Raw genomic sequence first — 15,847 nt, 5'->3', positions numbered from 1 at the left:
CTACAGCTCTTTCAACATCGGGTCTCGGCGCGGTCCGACCGTCCTGGCCCGGAAGCCGATCAGGGTCGCCAGCAGCTCGGCCTCATACTCTTCGATCGACGCGTAACTGGACGCACCGCGGGCGGCGCGCACGGTGGACAGGTCGATCTCGTGGTTCAGCGGCACCCCACTCGTCAGCGTCGACCACTCCACCGCGGAGATCGACGTGTCCTGCCCATGATTCAGCAGCATGTGGCTGACCTCGTGCAATGCCACGTGCAGTTCGACGGCCGGATCGGAGGACTGCCGCAGAAAAATCACGTCGTAGCCCTTACACGCCAGCCACAGTCCGCACAGCCCGACCGGAGCGGTGGGCGGCAGCAGCAATCGCACGATTCGCCGCCCGCGCATCCGCTCGACCGAGGCGATGAACTCCTCGATGGTCCAGTCGGCCGGAAGTTCGAGACGATCGACCACGGCTTGCAGGCGGGCGCGCGTGGAGATCTTGCCTCGGGTCGGGTTCCACCCGAGGGTGGAGACCTTTCGCCGGAACAGTCTCAACATGTCACTTGCCTCCTCGTCCGAGTGAGGCGATCCGCGCCGATGGTGTCCGGTTCGCCGGCATAACCGCTGGTGCGAGCTGCAGCGTCGAGGCCGTCGGAATGCGGATCGTATGCGTTCACGATTTCCTCCCCCGAGCACCTGGAGATCTTCAACCTTGTTATCGCGCACAACAGCGGCATCGTTGCCGCCGGCGCAATGTTTTCGTCGAAGACGTCCGGTTCAACTCCGAAGCGCGACCTTGTCCATTGTTCCGGATGTCTTCAGGTGGCCGGCATGTCGACACACGTCGAGTCACTCATCGTCGACTTGCCGGGCTGGCTAATAGCCTACCTGTCACCCGCGCTTCGCGTACTTGTAATTGTGCGGTCAAGGGGAATTGATTGTGCCGTTGACCTGGTCAGATATAGATAACGGCGGTGCTGGAACGGCTTGTGCCGCAGCGGCGGTGGAAGATCAAGTGCAGGTAGAACGCCGAAACGGCGCGGCGCCGCGCAGGTTTCGACCCCTCCGGCGCACGGTCGAAGACAGCGTGCGACCGCCGCTGATCGCGTACCGGACCGGAGGCGAACTCGGGATCTGTTGTGTCTCAGTCGGTGTCGGCGTGCAACCTGCCCAACGTAGGAACCTTGACGCCGGTCGGCGCGATCGGTCCCGATCCGCTGTATCCCAGGCATATCGAGTCCGCGGGCTGCTGGCGCCGGCTACGTCTGTGGGTTGTCGTCTCGGCCGGCTTCGTGCCCGGGATGCCCGGGGTCGGCGGTATTTTGCAGCGCCTGAAGTAGCCGGTCGATCGCCGTTTTGGGGAAGATGAGCTGGTAGCCCTCGGTGTGGCTGCGGGCCCGTTTCAACTCGATGCCGAGGCGGTCGAGCTCGGTCACCAGATCCACCACGGACCGATGCTTGCGCGTGAGGTTCTGTAGCGCGCTCACGCCACTCTCGACATCGTCGTCGTCCACCAGCACTGCCGTGGCGGGTCGTTCGTCAGCGGGAGGGACCAGCGTGCCGCCGTGGTACAGCGCCGAGGTCGCGCTCCCGGTCGGCAGACCGAGGGCCTCGAGTGCCCGGTTGTACTTCGCCTCGGTGGTCGCGCTGATCGTGTCGACCTGCCCGCTCTCGATGCGGGACTGGACATTCCGGGTAGGACCGCCCAGGTCGTGGATGTGCTGGTGAGTTACCAGGTCATCGGGAAGATTTCGCTGCCGGAACGCCTTCAGCTGCCGTCCGAACCGCTGTCCAGCCGACTCGACTTTATTACGCTTCACGGTCTCGCTGGCGCCCAATTCGTCGCCCATGGGAAGCATCGTACCACTTGACTGCTCATGCACACGCATCACTGCTCATGTCCGCTCACGAGAGGGCGCAATAGCAAGATCATGCCCTTATGGCACCGTTCTGGCCGCGATACGGTCCTCCAGGATGCGCATCGATGAGGCGTCGATGCGCACCAATGCACACCGATGTGTTGACATGAGTGATTGTGGTCGTTAAATTCGGTCCATGAGTGCGGATCTGGGCACTAGGCGTGAGGTGGGCACCGATCATGTGGAAGTTCAGCACGACTCCCGTTGACATGACGCTTGCCCGCGCCGACCGGTCCACCCTGCTCATTGCCGAAGACGCACCGCCTGCTCGACGTTCGAACGGCTCGGAGCGACCGCCGAGGTCCGTTCGCAGAGCGCCGACAGCGGTGTCGGCTACGGCCCGGCGTTCGAGTTCGCCTGGCCGTCGACCGAAAGTCATTCGGCTGGCGAAAATCTCATATCGACAGTCATGTTCCTCGAGGGGGGAACATGACCGCCAGCATTGAAAAACAGCCTGCTCGATATCGCCTCGCTGACGGGAATGATGCCGCGCCTGCGCGCATCGCCACGCCACGCGCGAATGGTCGATAGGGATCCTGATCGGCTCTGCGGCAACAACTGAGACGTTGCCGCAGAGCTCGATAGATGTGTGTTTACAAGACGAAGGTAATGCGATGGATTCTGTGCACAGCTCCTCGATCGAGGCCGAGTCGACCGCCAACGAGGGCATTGCCGTCGTAGGGATCGGCTGCCGGTTCCCGGGACGAGTTTCCGATGTGGCCGATTTCTGGCAACTCCTGCTCGACGAGCGGGACGCGGTGCGGGAGGTCCCGGAGGACCGCTGGTCCGGCGCCGCCTTCTACGACCGCGATGCGGCCAGGCCCGGCCATCTGCGGACGCGCCAGGGCGGATACCTCGACGACGTCTCGTCGTTCGACGCGCAGTTCTTCGGCATCACCCCGCACGAGGCCGCGCGGATCGACCCGCAGCAGCGCCTCTTCCTCGAAACGACCTGGGAAGCGTTGCAGGACGCGGGAATTGTGCCCGAAGACCTCGCGGGCACCAAAACCGCTGTCTACGCGGGTGTTTCGGGTCATGACTACGGCATCATCCAGCTGAACCCGGAGAACCGTTACCTCATCGGCGGTCACACGATGACCGGCGTCACGAATTGCATTGTGGCCAACCGCGTCTCGTACATGCTCGACCTGCGCGGACCGAGCATGATCGTGGACACCGCCTGCTCGTCCTCGCTGATCGCGATCCATCTCGCGTGTCGCAGCATCCGTTCCGGTGAGGCGTCGATGGCGCTCGTCGGCGGCGTCAGCACGCTGCTCATCCCCGAGGCGACCATCGGCTTCAGTCAGGGCACCTTCCTGTCGCCGGAAGGTCGCTCGAAGTCGTTCAGCGACACCGGCGATGGCTACATCCGCAGTGAGGGCTCGGGCACCATCGTGCTCAAGAAGCTGTCCGAGGCCGTCGCCGACGGTGACCGCATCTACGCGGTGATCCGGGGCAGCGCGACGAACTCCGACGGCCGCACCAACGGCATGACCGTGCCGAGCGAGGACGCGCAGGCGCAGATGATCATCGACGCCTGCCGCGACGCAGGCGTCCGTCCGTCCGACATCGGCTTCGTCGAGGCGCACGGCACCGGTACCGCGGTCGGCGACCCGATCGAGGCACGCGCGCTCGGCAAGGCGCTCGGCATCGGCCGAAATGGCAACGGGCCGTGCATCGTCGGCGCGGTGAAGTCGAACCTCGGCCACCTCGAGTCGGCTGCCGGCATCGCCGGTGTCATCAAGGCCTGCCTCGTGCTGCAGAACGGTGAGATCCCGGCGAACCTGCACGGCGCGGTGCCCAACAAGGAGATCCCGTTCGAGGAATTGGGCCTGCAGCTCGCCCAGACTCGGCAGCCGTGGCCGGGTGACGGGCCGCGCCTCGCGGGCGTGAACTCCTTCGGATTCGGTGGATCCAACGCGCACGTGATCCTGGAAAGCCCGCCCGAGGCCGCGCTGGACGCGGCAAACGCCAACGCGGACAACGTAAATACGGAGACGGTCGCGGCGCATGAACCGGTGCTGTTCACGCTCAGCGCGAAGACCAAAGAGGCGCTGCACGCGTACGCCGACACCTACGCGGAATTCCTGGACGATCCGACGGTAGCGGCACTGCCCACCCTCGCGGCCACCCAGGCGCAGACGCGCGCACACTACGACCACCGCCTCGCCATGGTGTGTTCGTCTACCGACGAGCTGCGCGACGCACTGCAAGATGTCGCGAAAGGTTCAGCGCCGGAAGCGATCCGCAGCGGCGTCAAGGCGCCGGCCGCGCCGAGTGTGGCGTTCGTGTTCTCGGGTCAGGGCCCGCAGTGGTGGGGCATGGCGCGTGAACTGCTCGCGCAGAACAAGGTTTTCCGGCAGACGGTCGAGCGGGTCGACGGCGAGCTGAGCAAGCATGCCAGCTGGAGCGTGCTCGAGGAGCTCGGTCGCGACGAAGCCGACAGCCGCATCGGTGAGACCTTCATCGCCCAGCCCGCGGTGTTCGCGGTGCAGGTCGGCCTGGCCGCGCTGTGGCAGAGCTGGGGCATCGTCCCCGCCGCCGTGGTCGGCCACAGCATCGGCGAGGTCGCCGCCGCGTACGTGTCGGGGGCGTTGTCCTTCGAGGACGCGGTCCGGGTCATCTTCCATCGCAGCAGGGTGCAGCAGCAGGCCTCCGGCAAGGGCAAAATGCTCGCGGTCGGCCTGCCGCTGAGCGAAGTGGAGGAGCGGGTCGCCGGGTATCGCGGCCGGGTGTCCATCGCGGCCCTCAACGGCCCGGAATCCATTGCCCTGGCCGGTGATCCGGATGCGCTCGAAGAGATCGAGCGTGAGCTGAGCGCGGAAAAGATCTTCGCCCGCATGCTCCAGGTCAGCGTGGCCTTCCACAGCCACCACATGGATCCGCTGCAGGACGAACTGATCTCGTCGCTGTCCGGCCTCACCTCGGGCCCGGCCACCGTGCCGATGTACTCCACGGTCACCGCGGACATCGTGCCGACCGGTGTGCTCGACGCCGAGTACTGGTGGCACAACGTGCGCGAGCCGGTGAAGTTCGCGCCCACCGTCGATCGCCTCATCGAGGATCAGCACCTGGCGTTCATCGAGCTGGGCCCGCACCCGATTCACGGGACCGCCATCGGGGAACTGCTCGATCAGCGGAACGCCGAGGGCATTGCCGTCGCGTCGCTGCATCGCAAGCAGAGCGATCGCGAAACCCTGTTGTCCTCGCTGGCCGCGCTGTACGTGGCCGGGTTCGACCCGTCCTGGGACGCCCTCTTCGCCGGGATCGAGCAGCGCGTGCAAGTGCCGTTCTACCCGTGGCAGCGCGAAACCTATTGGCTGGAAACACCGTTGGCGCACGACGCGCGCTTCCCGTCGCTGGCCCATCCGCTCGTCGGCGAGGTAAACCGGGTCGCGGACGAGCCGGGCAAGCATGTCTGGGAACTGGTGCTCGACCCGGCTATCTACCCGTGGCTCGACGACCACCGCGTGCAGGGCCCCATCGTCTTCCCCGGTGCGGCGTACCTGGACATGGTCCTCGGCTGCGCGGAAAGCGCGTTCGGCGCCGGTCTGTACTCGCTCGAGGACGTCGAATTCCGCCGCGCGCTCTTCGTTTTCGACGATCGTCCGGCTCCCGTCGTCCAGGTGGTGCTGACCGAGTCGCTGCACTACTCGGTGTACAGCCGTCAGGACGGCGACAAGGACTGGACCCTGCACTCGGTCGGCACCCTGCGCCGCGGCGCACCGGCCACCGAGCTGCCGGTGCCGTTCGCCGAGCTGGACGCGGAATGCCCCGACGAGATCGAACCCGCGCACGTTTTCGCCAAGCTCCGCAACAACGGCCTGATGCTCGGCCCGACGTTCAAGGCGATCACCAAGCTCAACTACGCCGAACTCAAGTCGCTCGGCCGCATCGACACACCGGCAGCCCTCGCGGACGAGGCGCCCCGGCACGCGATCCATCCGGCGGTGCTCGATTCGTGCTTCCAGTCGCTGTCCATCTCGATGGGCAATGACCCGAACAACGACGACAAGACCCTCTACCTGCCGGTCGAGGTCAAGCGGCTCAGCTTCTACGCCAAGGCGACCGGCCGGGTGTACTGCTACGGCCGCGCGCAGGTCACCGACGACATCGCGTACTGCTACGGCGATCTGTGGATCGTCAACGAAGACGGCACCCTGGTGGCCGAGCTCGAAGGCTTCAAGGGCAAGTCGATCACGCAGAGCACCGAGGACGGCGATGCCCTGCTGCAGTGGCTCTACGAGTTCCGCTGGCACGAGTCGCCGGTGCGCACGAAGACGCGCATCCCGGCCGACACCTTCCCCTCGGTCGCTGCCCTCGACACCGCCGTCGAGCCGCTGATCGATGAGCTGCGGCACTGGTCGGTCAACCGCGAGTACCACGCGGTGACCGAAGCGGAGATGAACGAGCTGTGCGTCGCGTACATGACCGAGGCCTTCTACATGCTCGGCATGCAGTTCGCGGTGGGCCGAAGCTTTACCGTCGACGAGATCGCGGCCGAGATGGGGGTGGCCGACAAGCACCTCCGATACCTCGCTCGCGTGCTGGAACTGCTTTCGCAGCACGGGGTCACCGAGACGGCCGGTGACGCATGGCGGCTGCTGGTGGTGCCGGAGCGGGTCGATACGGTCGCGGCTCTCGCGGAGCTGCGGGCGCGGCGTCCCGATGAATGCGTGCCCGAGCTCGCCGTGCTGGAACGGTGCGGCACGAAACTGGACGCGGTGCTTCGCGATGACGTCAATCCCATCGAGCTGATCTTCCCCGAGGACGAATTCCAGTCGGTCGCCGACCTTTACGGCCCCTCGTTCTCGTTCGGCAAAGCCAACCGCATCGTCAGCAAGGTCGTCGCGGAGTGCGTGCGCGAGCTGCCGACCGATCGACCGGTGCGGGTGCTGGAGATCGGTGCGGGCACGGGCGGCACCACCCCCTACGTCCTGTCCGAATTGCCTGCTGACCGTGCGGAGTACGTGTACTCCGACATCACGCAGCTGTTCCTCGGCAAGGCGCGCCATCGCTTCAGCGAATACGACTTCATCGATTACCGAGTCCTCGACATCGAGCACGACATCGAGGGCCAGGGCTTCGATCCGCACTACTACGACATCGTGGTGGCCTCGAATGTCGTGCACGCCACCGCGAGTCTGAGCCACACCCTCGGCAACGTGCAGCGCCTGCTGACCTCGCAAGGGCTGCTGCTGGTAGTCGAGGCGACGGTGCCACCGCACTGGGTCGACCTGACCTTCGGCATGACCGAGGGCTGGTGGGCGTTCAGCGATCACGAGCTGCGGCCCGACTACCCGCTGATGCGGGAGGCGACCTGGCGCGAGTTCCTGCCCACCGTCGGCTTCGAGGGCGTGCAGATCTTCTCCGATATGGCGACACCGGAGGAGACCGGCAACTCGGTGATCCTGGCGCGGACGCAGGCCATCGACCTCGCGCCGTACCAGCCACGCGTCGAGCAGGCGCCCTGGGTGGTGCTTGCCGACGCGGACGGTGTCGGCGAACGCTATGCCGCGCTGCTCGGCGAGGCCGGTGCGTCCGGCGTAATCGTCACTCGCGGTGACGATTACGAGCAGGTCGACGGCCGCACCTACCGGGTTCGCTCGAACAGCAGCGCTGATCTGCAGCGGGTGCTGGAGCAGGTGCGGGAGTACGCCGGCGAGGTGGCCGGTGTGTTGCATCTGTGGAACCTGGATTTCGCCGAGGCCGAGCTGACCACCGAGGCGCTGCCCGCGGTGGAGAGCGAAGGCGCCTACAGTGTGATCGCGCTGGCGCAGGCGGTCGAGGAACTGGACTGGGTGCAGGCACCGCGACTGTGGATCGCGACCTCGGGGGCGCACGTCCTCGAGCGGACGGAACACATTGCGCTGAGCCAGGTTCCGAGCTGGGGCATCCTGCGGGTGCTGTTGAGCGAGCACAGCAGCCTGCGGGCGAAGATCTTCGACTTCGACCCGACCGCGCCCACCGAGCAGCGCGCAACCCAGCTGTTCGACGAGCTGTTGCACGTTGATACGGCGGACGAAGAGGTCGCGTTCCGCGCGGACACTCGATACATCGACCGCCTCGAGCATGTCTCGCTCACCGAGTTCGAGGACTCGGTCGCGATCCCGGCCCGGGTGTCGGACGAGACTCCGTTCGCGTTGTCGGTGCCCGCCGAATCCGGCGTCGAGCAGCTGCGCTACGAAAGGCAGGAACTGCCGGTCCTCAGCAGCGGTCAGGTCACCATTCGGCCGCTTGCCACCGGCCTGAACTTCCGCGACATCATGCTCACGCTCGGATTGCTTTCGGAGGGCGCGACTTTCGGCGGCTTCTACGAGAGCAACCTCGGCGTGGAGTGCGCGGGCACCATCACCCAGGTCGGACCCGATGTGGATGGTCTCGCGCCCGGTGATCGTGTGGTCGCGTTCGCTCGCGGCTGCTTCGGCAACCTGGTGGTCGCCGATGCCAGCCGGGTCTACCCGGCGCCGTCGAACCTGTCGGATGCCGAGGCGGCCACGCTGCCGATGGCTTATCTGACCGCGTGGTACGCGCTGGTGGAAGTGGGCAGACTGCGGCCGAGCGACCGGGTGCTCGTGCACGCGGCGGCCGGCGGCGTCGGTCTGGCCGCGGTGCACATCGCGCACTCGTTCGGTGCGACGGTCATCGCCACCGCCGGTAGCGACGAAAAGCGGGACTACCTGCGCTCGTTGGGCATCGCGGACGTCTTCGACTCCCGTTCGCTCGACTTCGCCCAGGAGATCAGGCAGCGCTTCGACGGCGTCGACGTGGTGCTCAATTCCCTGCAGGGCGAGACGATTCCGAAGAGCCTCGAGCTGCTCCGCCCGCGCGGCCGCTTCCTCGAGATCGGCAAGAAGGACATCTACGACAACTACAAACTGGGTCTGAAGCCGTTCGGCAACAACCTCAGCTACTCCGCGATCGACATCGACCGGATGCTGAAGGAAGACCCGGCGCTGTGCCGTGAGTCGATGACCAAGGTGCTCGACGCGGTCGTCGCGGGCACGCTGCCCGCGCTGCCGCACACCGACTTCGATGCCACCGAGGTGGCCTCGGCGTTCCGGTACATGGTCACCGCGAAGCAGATCGGCAAGATCGTCGTCGAGTACCAGCCCGACACCGAGCTGCTGGTCCACCCGACCTCGAGCGGCGAGGAGCCCGTCGACGCCGACGGCACCTACCTGATCACCGGCGGCTACACCGGCTTCGGCCTGCGCACCGCCGAGTGGCTGGTCGAAAAGGGCGCCCGCACAGTGGTGTTGGTCGGTCGCCGCGGCCAGATCGACGAGGAGAACGAGGAGCCCATCGAGGCGATGCGGGCCCTCGGCGTCAACGTGGTGCTCGAACGGGCCGACGTGTCCATCGAGGCCGAGGTGGTCGGCCTGCTGGAACGGATCGCGGAACTGCCGCCGCTGCGTGGGATCTACCACGCGGCAATGGTTTTGACCGACGGTCCGCTGGCGGGCATGACCGAGGCGGACTTCCTGCGCACGGTGCAACCCAAGGTGGATGGCGCCTGGCACCTGCACAACCACACGCGGGACGCCGATCTCGATGCGTTCGTCATGTTCTCGTCGATGAGCTGGAACGTCGGCACCCCCGGCCAGGCCAATTACGCTGCCGCCAACGGGTTCCTGGAGGCGCTCGCCACGCACCGCCACGAACTCGGACTGCCTGCGCTGACCATCAACTGGGGCGCGATGGCCGAAGTCGGGTTCGTGGCACGCAACAAGCTCGACACCCTGGCCCGGCTGGGCTGGACACCGATCTCGCCGGACCACGCACTGGACTTCATCGGTCGTTGCTTGGCCCAAGGTGTCACCAGCACCAGCGTTTTCGGTGTCAACTGGGCGAAGATGAACCAGGTCATGCCGATCATCCGCAGTTCGCCACGGCTCGCCCATCTTGCCCTGGCCGACAGCGTCGGTTCCGCCAGCACCGGTGGCACCGAGGGGCTGCGGGCCGAACTGCTCGAACTCGAAGAGGGTTTGCGGCAGCCGCGGCTCGTTGAGGCCCTGTCGCAGCAGATCTCGCGGATCTTCGACATGCCGATCGACCGGCTCGCACACGACGTCGCGCTGACCGACCTCGGCATGGACTCGCTCATGGCCGGTCAGATCCGTAACTCGCTGGCCAAGCATCTCGACATCGACTTCCCGACCATGGGTCTGATGCGCGGGCCGACGCTCGTCGAACTCGCCACCGAGGTGCTCGCCCAGGTCTTCGGCGAGGCGAACGGCGTGCTGCCCGCATCGTCGGAAAACGCTGGCCCGCAACGCTGGATCCATACCGTGAAGGGCCGTTCCAGCACAGCGTCGCTGCGCGTGTTCGCGATGCCGTTCGTCGGTGGCGGCGCCTCGGTCTTCACGCCGTGGCCGAACTACCTGCCGGACACGGTCGAGGTCGTCGGCATTCAGTACCCGGGTCGCGAAGATCGCGTCAACGAGGTGCCGATCGACTCCATGCCCGACTTCATCGCGGAACTGGCCGATGCGATGCTGCCGCACCTGGACCGGACCTTCGCGATCTACGGGCACAGCATGGGCAGCCTGCTGGCCTACGAGCTCACCAAGTACCTGGAGCAGAACTACGCGGAGATCCCGCTCAAGTTGATCATCGGCGGCTGGCCCTCACCGGCGCTGGTCGAGAGCTACGTGCGCAACCTCAAGCACATTCGCGACGGGTTCGATATGGATCGCGAAACGGACAGCCGGGTGCTCGAGGTCCTGCGGGACAACGATCTGCTCGCGATACCCGTCGAGGACGAGGCCTCGGTCAAGCCGATGATGCCCGCGGTGCGGGCGGACCTGAAGATGCTCGGCGACTACCGGTTCGAACACGGTGTCGTGCTGCGGGCGCCGATCACGGTGCTGCGCGGCGCGGAGGACCCGCTGTTCGAGGTCGACCAGCTGCAGGGTTGGGAGAAGCTGACCAGCGGCCGGTTCGAGCTCACCACCGTTCCCGGTGGCCACCTGTTCATCCAGAATCCGAGTGCACAGGTGATGCGGACAATCGCCGACGAGCTGTCCGCCGAGGACCAATTCCCCAGCTTCACCAGCCTGATGGATGGGCACTGAGCAGCAGCTCGAACGGAGAAAAAAGATGAAACCGATCGAACGTTACGACGTGGTGGTCTGCGGCGGCGGCCTGGCGGGGTTGACCCTGTCGCGCCAGCTCAAGCGGAGCATGCCGGACCTCACCGTGCTGGTGCTGGAACGGACCGGAGGCGACATCCCGGACGGCGCATACAAGGTGGGGGAGGCGACGGTCGAAGGCGGCGCGCACTACTTCACCGAGCAGCTCGGCCTCACCGGATATTTCAACAAGCAGCACCTGCACAAGCTCGGGCTGCGCCTGTTCTTCGGCGACCAGCACGGTCCGTTCGAGGCGCGGCCCGAGATCGGTGCGCGGCGGTTCGCCCGGGTGCCGTCGTATCAGATCGACCGCGGCATCTTCGAGCGCGATCTGCGCCACGGCGCCAAGGATCTCGGCATCGATCTGATCGAGCAGGCCAAGGTGATCGACATCGAGTTGTCGGAGGATGACGACGATCATGTCGTCACCTACGAGATCGCCGGCGTCGGCGAGCGCTCGGTCCGCACCCGGTTCGTCGCCGACGCCTCGGGGCGCGGCAAGCTGATCCAGCGCAAGCTCGGCCTCGGCACGCCAAGTCCGCACAAGATCAACGCGGCCTGGTGGCGCCTCAAGGGCGAGTACGACGTGGAGAAGATGGCGCAGCCAACCAGTCCGACCTGGATGCCGAAGACCCAAGAGCGCCGGTGGTTTTCGACCAATCACCTGATGGGTACCGGGTACTGGGTGTGGATGATTCCGCTGTCCTCCGGGAACACCAGCATCGGCATCGTGACCGATGAGCGGATCCACCCGTTCAAGACTTACTCGACGGAAACCAAAGCGCGGCAATGGATCGCCGAGCACGAGCCGACGCTGGCGAAGTTCACCGAGAACGCCGAGCTGCTCGACTTCCTGGTGCTGCGCAACGCGAGTTACGGTTCTACCCAAGCCTTCTCGCACAATCGGTGGGCGTGCGTCGGTGAGGCGGCGGTCTTCCTGGACGCGTTCTACAGCCCGGGTTCGGACTACATCGCGTACACCAACACCATGACGACGCGGATGATCGAACTCGACCGCAAGGGCCGCCTGACCCCCGATGTCGCGCAGTCGTACAACCGGCTGCTGCTCGAGGATCTGTGGCCGAACTACCTGCAGATGTACCACGACAACTACCAGATCTTCGGGCACGCACCGGCCATGTTCACCAAGGTCATGTGGGATACCTCGTTCTACTGGGCGCTGCCGTCGCAGCTGCTGTTCCGCGGCCTGCTCACCAGCCCGGACGCGGCCGAGGAGTTCCATCCGATCGCGTCGAGGTTCTTCGGCATCCAGTCACGGATGCAGGCGAACCTGCGGGCCTTCGCAGCGCAGGCGCCGCAACCGGACAAGTACCTGTTCGTCGAGTACAGCAAGGTGCCGATCTGCGCGCAGCTGCACCTGGATCTGCTCACCGACAAGACCGCCGCGCAGACCTTCCGGGACATGCGGCGCAACGTCGATCGCTTGGAATCCTGGGCGAACTCGTTCGAGCAGGAGATCGCCGCGCGGGTCGACCTGCCGCAGCGGGAACAGGCCGAAGCGGCACTGCAGGCATAGACCCGACAGCACGAGGAGGTGGATCTTGACCAATTCGCGGGAAACGTACTTTGCCGCTATGACGGCAGAGTCCGTCGAGTGTGGCGAAATTAGCGGAGGGCGCTTAGCGTGTCGCTGATCCACCGCATCCAGTCGTACGGAACCCTCGCCCGGGGCCTGCTCGAAGGCACCGGGTCCAACCGAACGCTGGCCCTCGAGCTCGAGCGCAGAAGCGTGGTGCAGGCCGAACATCCGTTCCTGCTCTATGAGGATCAGCAGTTCGACTATGCGCAGGCCAATCGCATCGTCAACCGGATCGCGCACGCCTACCGGGCCGCTGGCGTCCGCAAAGGCGACGTGCTGGCTCTGCTCATGGAGAACCGGCCGGAGTTCGTCTGGCACTACCTGGCGGCCGGAAAGCTCGGTGTCGTCACGGCTTTGGTGAATACGCGGGCCCGTGGTGACGGGCTCGCGCACGCCCTGTCGGTGTGTGGGGCGAACCAGATGACCGTCGGCTCGGAGTGCCTGCCCGCGTTCCTGGCCGTGCGCGCCCGGGTGCCGGAGGAGCTGCTGCAACGGTGCCGGGTGGACGAGGACCGCAAGGTGCCCGCCGGTGACGCCGCGGGTCTGCTGCGGTTCGTGCAGAGCCCGACGTCCACCGATCCGCCCGAAACCGCCGAGCACGCCCTCGGCGACACCGGCGCCTACATCTTCACCAGCGGCACGACCGGGCTGCCCAAGGCCGCCGTGATGAGCTACCAGCGGTTGACCACCGTCGGGCGGGTCACCGGCGCGCTGGCCTGGCGGCTCGAACCGTCGGACGTCATCTACAACTGCCTGCCGCTGTTCCACACCAACGCGCTGGTGATCGCCCTGTCCAGCGTGCTCGCGCACGGTGCGACGCTGGCGCTGGGCCGCCGGTTCTCGGCGGGCACGTTCTGGCACGACATGCATCGCTTCGAGGCGACGGGCTGCAACTACATCGGCGAGATGTGCCGGTACCTGGTCAACACCCCACCCGACGACCGCGATCGCGGGCATCGGGTGCGGGTGATGGTCGGCCAGGGGCTGCAGGCCGACGTCTGGACGGCACTGCAGGCACGGTTCGCGATACCGCGGATCGTCGAGATGTACGCGTCCACCGAGGGCAATATCGCCACCATCAACCTGTCCGGCGAGGTCGGCTCGGTCGGCAAGCTGCGCCTCGGCGGCAAGCTGGCGAAATGGGACTTCGAGCGCGACGATTTCGTGCGCGAGAACGGTCGGCTGGTGGAGAGCAGGCCCGGCGAAACCGGGGTGCTGCTCGGGCCCATCCGGAAGAAGACACCGTTCGGCGGCTACCGGGACGAGCGGGCCACCCGCGCGAAGGTCGTCACGAACGCCTTCCGCGATGGCGACGCGCTGTACAACACTGGAGATGTGTTCCGCGTGGACGCCAAGAAGAATCTGTTCTTCATGGATCGGCTGGGCGATACCTTCCGCTACAAGGGCGAGAACGTGTCGACCACCGAGGTGCAGGAACAGCTCGTTCGCTGGCCCGGCATCGACTCGGCCAGCGTGTACGGCGTGCCGATTCCGGGCCGCGAAGGCCGGGCAGGCATGGCGGCCGTCGTGCTCGCCGACGGCGCTCGATTCGACGGCGACGCGCTCGCCGCGCATCTCGACGCGGCGTTACCGCCTTACGCACGACCGGTTTTCGTGCGAGTCCGGCCCACGCTGGAAACAACAGCGACACTGAAACTGTCCAAGTTGGCGCTGCAGCGCGAGGGTTTCGCGCCGCGGGAAGGGGAGCCGATCTATGTGCGCGATGCAGGGGACCGCACCTACCAGGAGCTGACGCCGGAGCGTTACGAAGCCATCGTTCGGGCCGAGGAGAGAGCAATGACTCTGGAAGGAACCGAGAGGCTATGACTTTAGAAGGAACTTTCGACCCGGTCGGCTCGTCGGCCACGGAGCCGCTGGCCATTCAGAAATCGGGTACTGGACCTCCCGTCGTGCTGGTGCACGGCGGGATGCCCGCGCCGATGACCTGGGCGGCGCAGCGGGATCTCGAGGCGAATTGGTCGCTGATCGTGCCGAATCGACGCGGCTTCTCCCCGAGCCCCGCCGCGCCATGGCAGGACTTCCTCGCCGACGCCGACGACCTGACGGCGCTCATCGAGGAAATCCCGGGCGGCGTCCATCTCATCGGCTTCTCCTACGGCGGCCTCGGCGCGATCATCGCGGCCGAGCGACTACCGCACCTGGTTCGGTCGCTGACGCTGATCGAGGCGCCGCTGTGGAACGCCGCCGAAGAGGACGAATCCGTGCGTGAGCTGGCGGAACTGTCCGATCGATACGCCGAGAGCACCGACGACGCGGAGGCCGAGAAGGAATTCTTCGCGGTGGCCGGTGTCGATCCGAAGATGCTCGACGACGTGGGCGACGACGTGCGCGAGGCGCTGGACATGGGGCGCAAGCTTCGTTCGCCGCGCGAGGCCAAGCCTCGATTCGAAACCATCACCGAGGCCGGCGTGCCGACGCTGGTGTTCTCGGGAGATCACCACCCCGCGCTCGAGCGGGTGTGCGATGCCATCGCCGCGCGGCTCGACGCGCAGCGGGCCCACTTGCCCGGAGCGGGGCATGCCGTCCAGCATGCGCCGGGGTTCAACACGATGTTGGAAACATTTCTGACAGCCGCGGAACAGAGTCGCAGCAATGGAGGAGCCACTAAATGAGCGATGAAGCCACGATTCACGGACACGACAAGGTCCTCGAATACACCATCGAGCTCTTTCGCAGCTTTACCCCGCCGGGAGTAACCCTCCAGCTTCCGCCGCCGTCGGCGAAAGACATGGACATGCAATTCGAAGAGTATGTGCCGGGAAAGTCGTTGACCGCGACGGCGGCGGCACCGCCGCAGTACGCGAATGCGGTCGGCCTGGTGCAGGGTGGCTTCATCTCCGCGATGTTCGACAACCTCATCGGCCCGCTCAGCTACCTCACGGCCCGCGGTCCGGCCACCACCCTGGAACTGACCACGCATTTCATGCGGCAGACCTTTCCGGGGCAGCGGCTGCGGTTGATCGCCACCGTGCGTAAAGCCGGACGATCGGCCATCTACATCGACGCGGACGCCTACACCGAGGACAACAAGCTGGTAGCGACGGCGAGGTCCACCGTGCAAGTGCTGGCCGTGCCGACCCCGTAGCCGAGTGTCCACCTTCGCTACGGCGAAGGTGGACACCACTTTTGACATCAGAGGTTTTCGATGCCCTCATTACTCGAAGTCGCAACACATTTCTTTTTGCAGG

At 66.0% G+C, this 15,847-nt stretch carries 7 protein-coding genes; 5 read left to right on the top strand and 2 right to left on the bottom strand.

What is annotated here, in order from left to right:
• Entirely contained in the window at positions 1 to 543 is a 543-nt protein-coding gene (locus ACIBK2_RS21940; RefSeq protein ID WP_396969397.1) for a hypothetical protein, read from the bottom strand.
• A 701-nt stretch (positions 544 to 1,244) separates the two neighbouring features.
• Positions 1,245 to 1,835, bottom strand: coding sequence for a hypothetical protein (locus ACIBK2_RS21935; RefSeq protein WP_396969396.1), 591 nt, complete (start codon positions 1,833 to 1,835; stop codon positions 1,245 to 1,247).
• A gap of 683 nt (positions 1,836 to 2,518) precedes the next feature.
• Here ACIBK2_RS21935 and ACIBK2_RS21930 point away from each other — a divergent pair.
• From ACIBK2_RS21930 to ACIBK2_RS21910, 5 genes are all read left to right on the top strand, one after another.
• On the top strand, positions 2,519 to 10,981 hold the full coding sequence (locus tag ACIBK2_RS21930) for an SDR family NAD(P)-dependent oxidoreductase (protein WP_396969395.1): 8,463 nt from the start codon (positions 2,519 to 2,521) through the stop codon (positions 10,979 to 10,981).
• 25 nt (positions 10,982 to 11,006) lie between these two features.
• Positions 11,007 to 12,575: an NAD(P)/FAD-dependent oxidoreductase gene (locus ACIBK2_RS21925; protein WP_396969394.1), complete on the top strand. Its 1,569-nt coding sequence runs from the start codon at positions 11,007 to 11,009 to the stop codon at positions 12,573 to 12,575.
• A gap of 108 nt (positions 12,576 to 12,683) precedes the next feature.
• Entirely contained in the window at positions 12,684 to 14,465 is a 1,782-nt protein-coding gene (locus tag ACIBK2_RS21920; protein WP_396969393.1) for a long-chain-acyl-CoA synthetase, read from the top strand.
• On the top strand, positions 14,462 to 15,271 hold the full coding sequence (locus tag ACIBK2_RS21915) for an alpha/beta fold hydrolase (RefSeq protein WP_396969392.1): 810 nt from the start codon (positions 14,462 to 14,464) through the stop codon (positions 15,269 to 15,271). The genes ACIBK2_RS21920 and ACIBK2_RS21915 overlap by 4 nt, the downstream gene beginning before the upstream one ends.
• Complete coding sequence (locus tag ACIBK2_RS21910) at positions 15,268 to 15,744, top strand: PaaI family thioesterase (protein WP_396969391.1); 477 nt, start codon at positions 15,268 to 15,270, stop codon at positions 15,742 to 15,744. The genes ACIBK2_RS21915 and ACIBK2_RS21910 overlap by 4 nt, the downstream gene beginning before the upstream one ends.
• The last annotated feature ends 103 nt before the right edge of the window (positions 15,745 to 15,847 follow it).

The sequence above is a fragment of the Nocardia sp. NPDC050175 genome (genome assembly GCF_044459885.1).
In the GTDB taxonomy this organism is placed as follows: Bacteria; Actinomycetota; Actinomycetes; order Mycobacteriales; family Mycobacteriaceae; genus Nocardia.
The sequence above is the reverse complement of the archived record's forward strand: the minus strand, read 5'-3'. Positions and strand labels throughout refer to the sequence as shown.

Coding starts and splice junctions, on each gene's coding strand:
- ACIBK2_RS21925 (WP_396969394.1), top strand. CDS start 11,007: ATGAAACCGATCGAACGTTACGACGTGGTGGTCTGCGGCGGCGGCCTG.
- ACIBK2_RS21910 (WP_396969391.1), top strand. CDS start 15,268: ATGAGCGATGAAGCCACGATTCACGGACACGACAAGGTCCTCGAATAC.
- ACIBK2_RS21935 (WP_396969396.1), bottom strand. CDS start 1,835: ATGGGCGACGAATTGGGCGCCAGCGAGACCGTGAAGCGTAATAAAGTC.
- ACIBK2_RS21940 (WP_396969397.1), bottom strand. CDS start 543: ATGTTGAGACTGTTCCGGCGAAAGGTCTCCACCCTCGGGTGGAACCCG.
- ACIBK2_RS21930 (WP_396969395.1), top strand. CDS start 2,519: ATGGATTCTGTGCACAGCTCCTCGATCGAGGCCGAGTCGACCGCCAAC.
- ACIBK2_RS21915 (WP_396969392.1), top strand. CDS start 14,462: ATGACTTTAGAAGGAACTTTCGACCCGGTCGGCTCGTCGGCCACGGAG.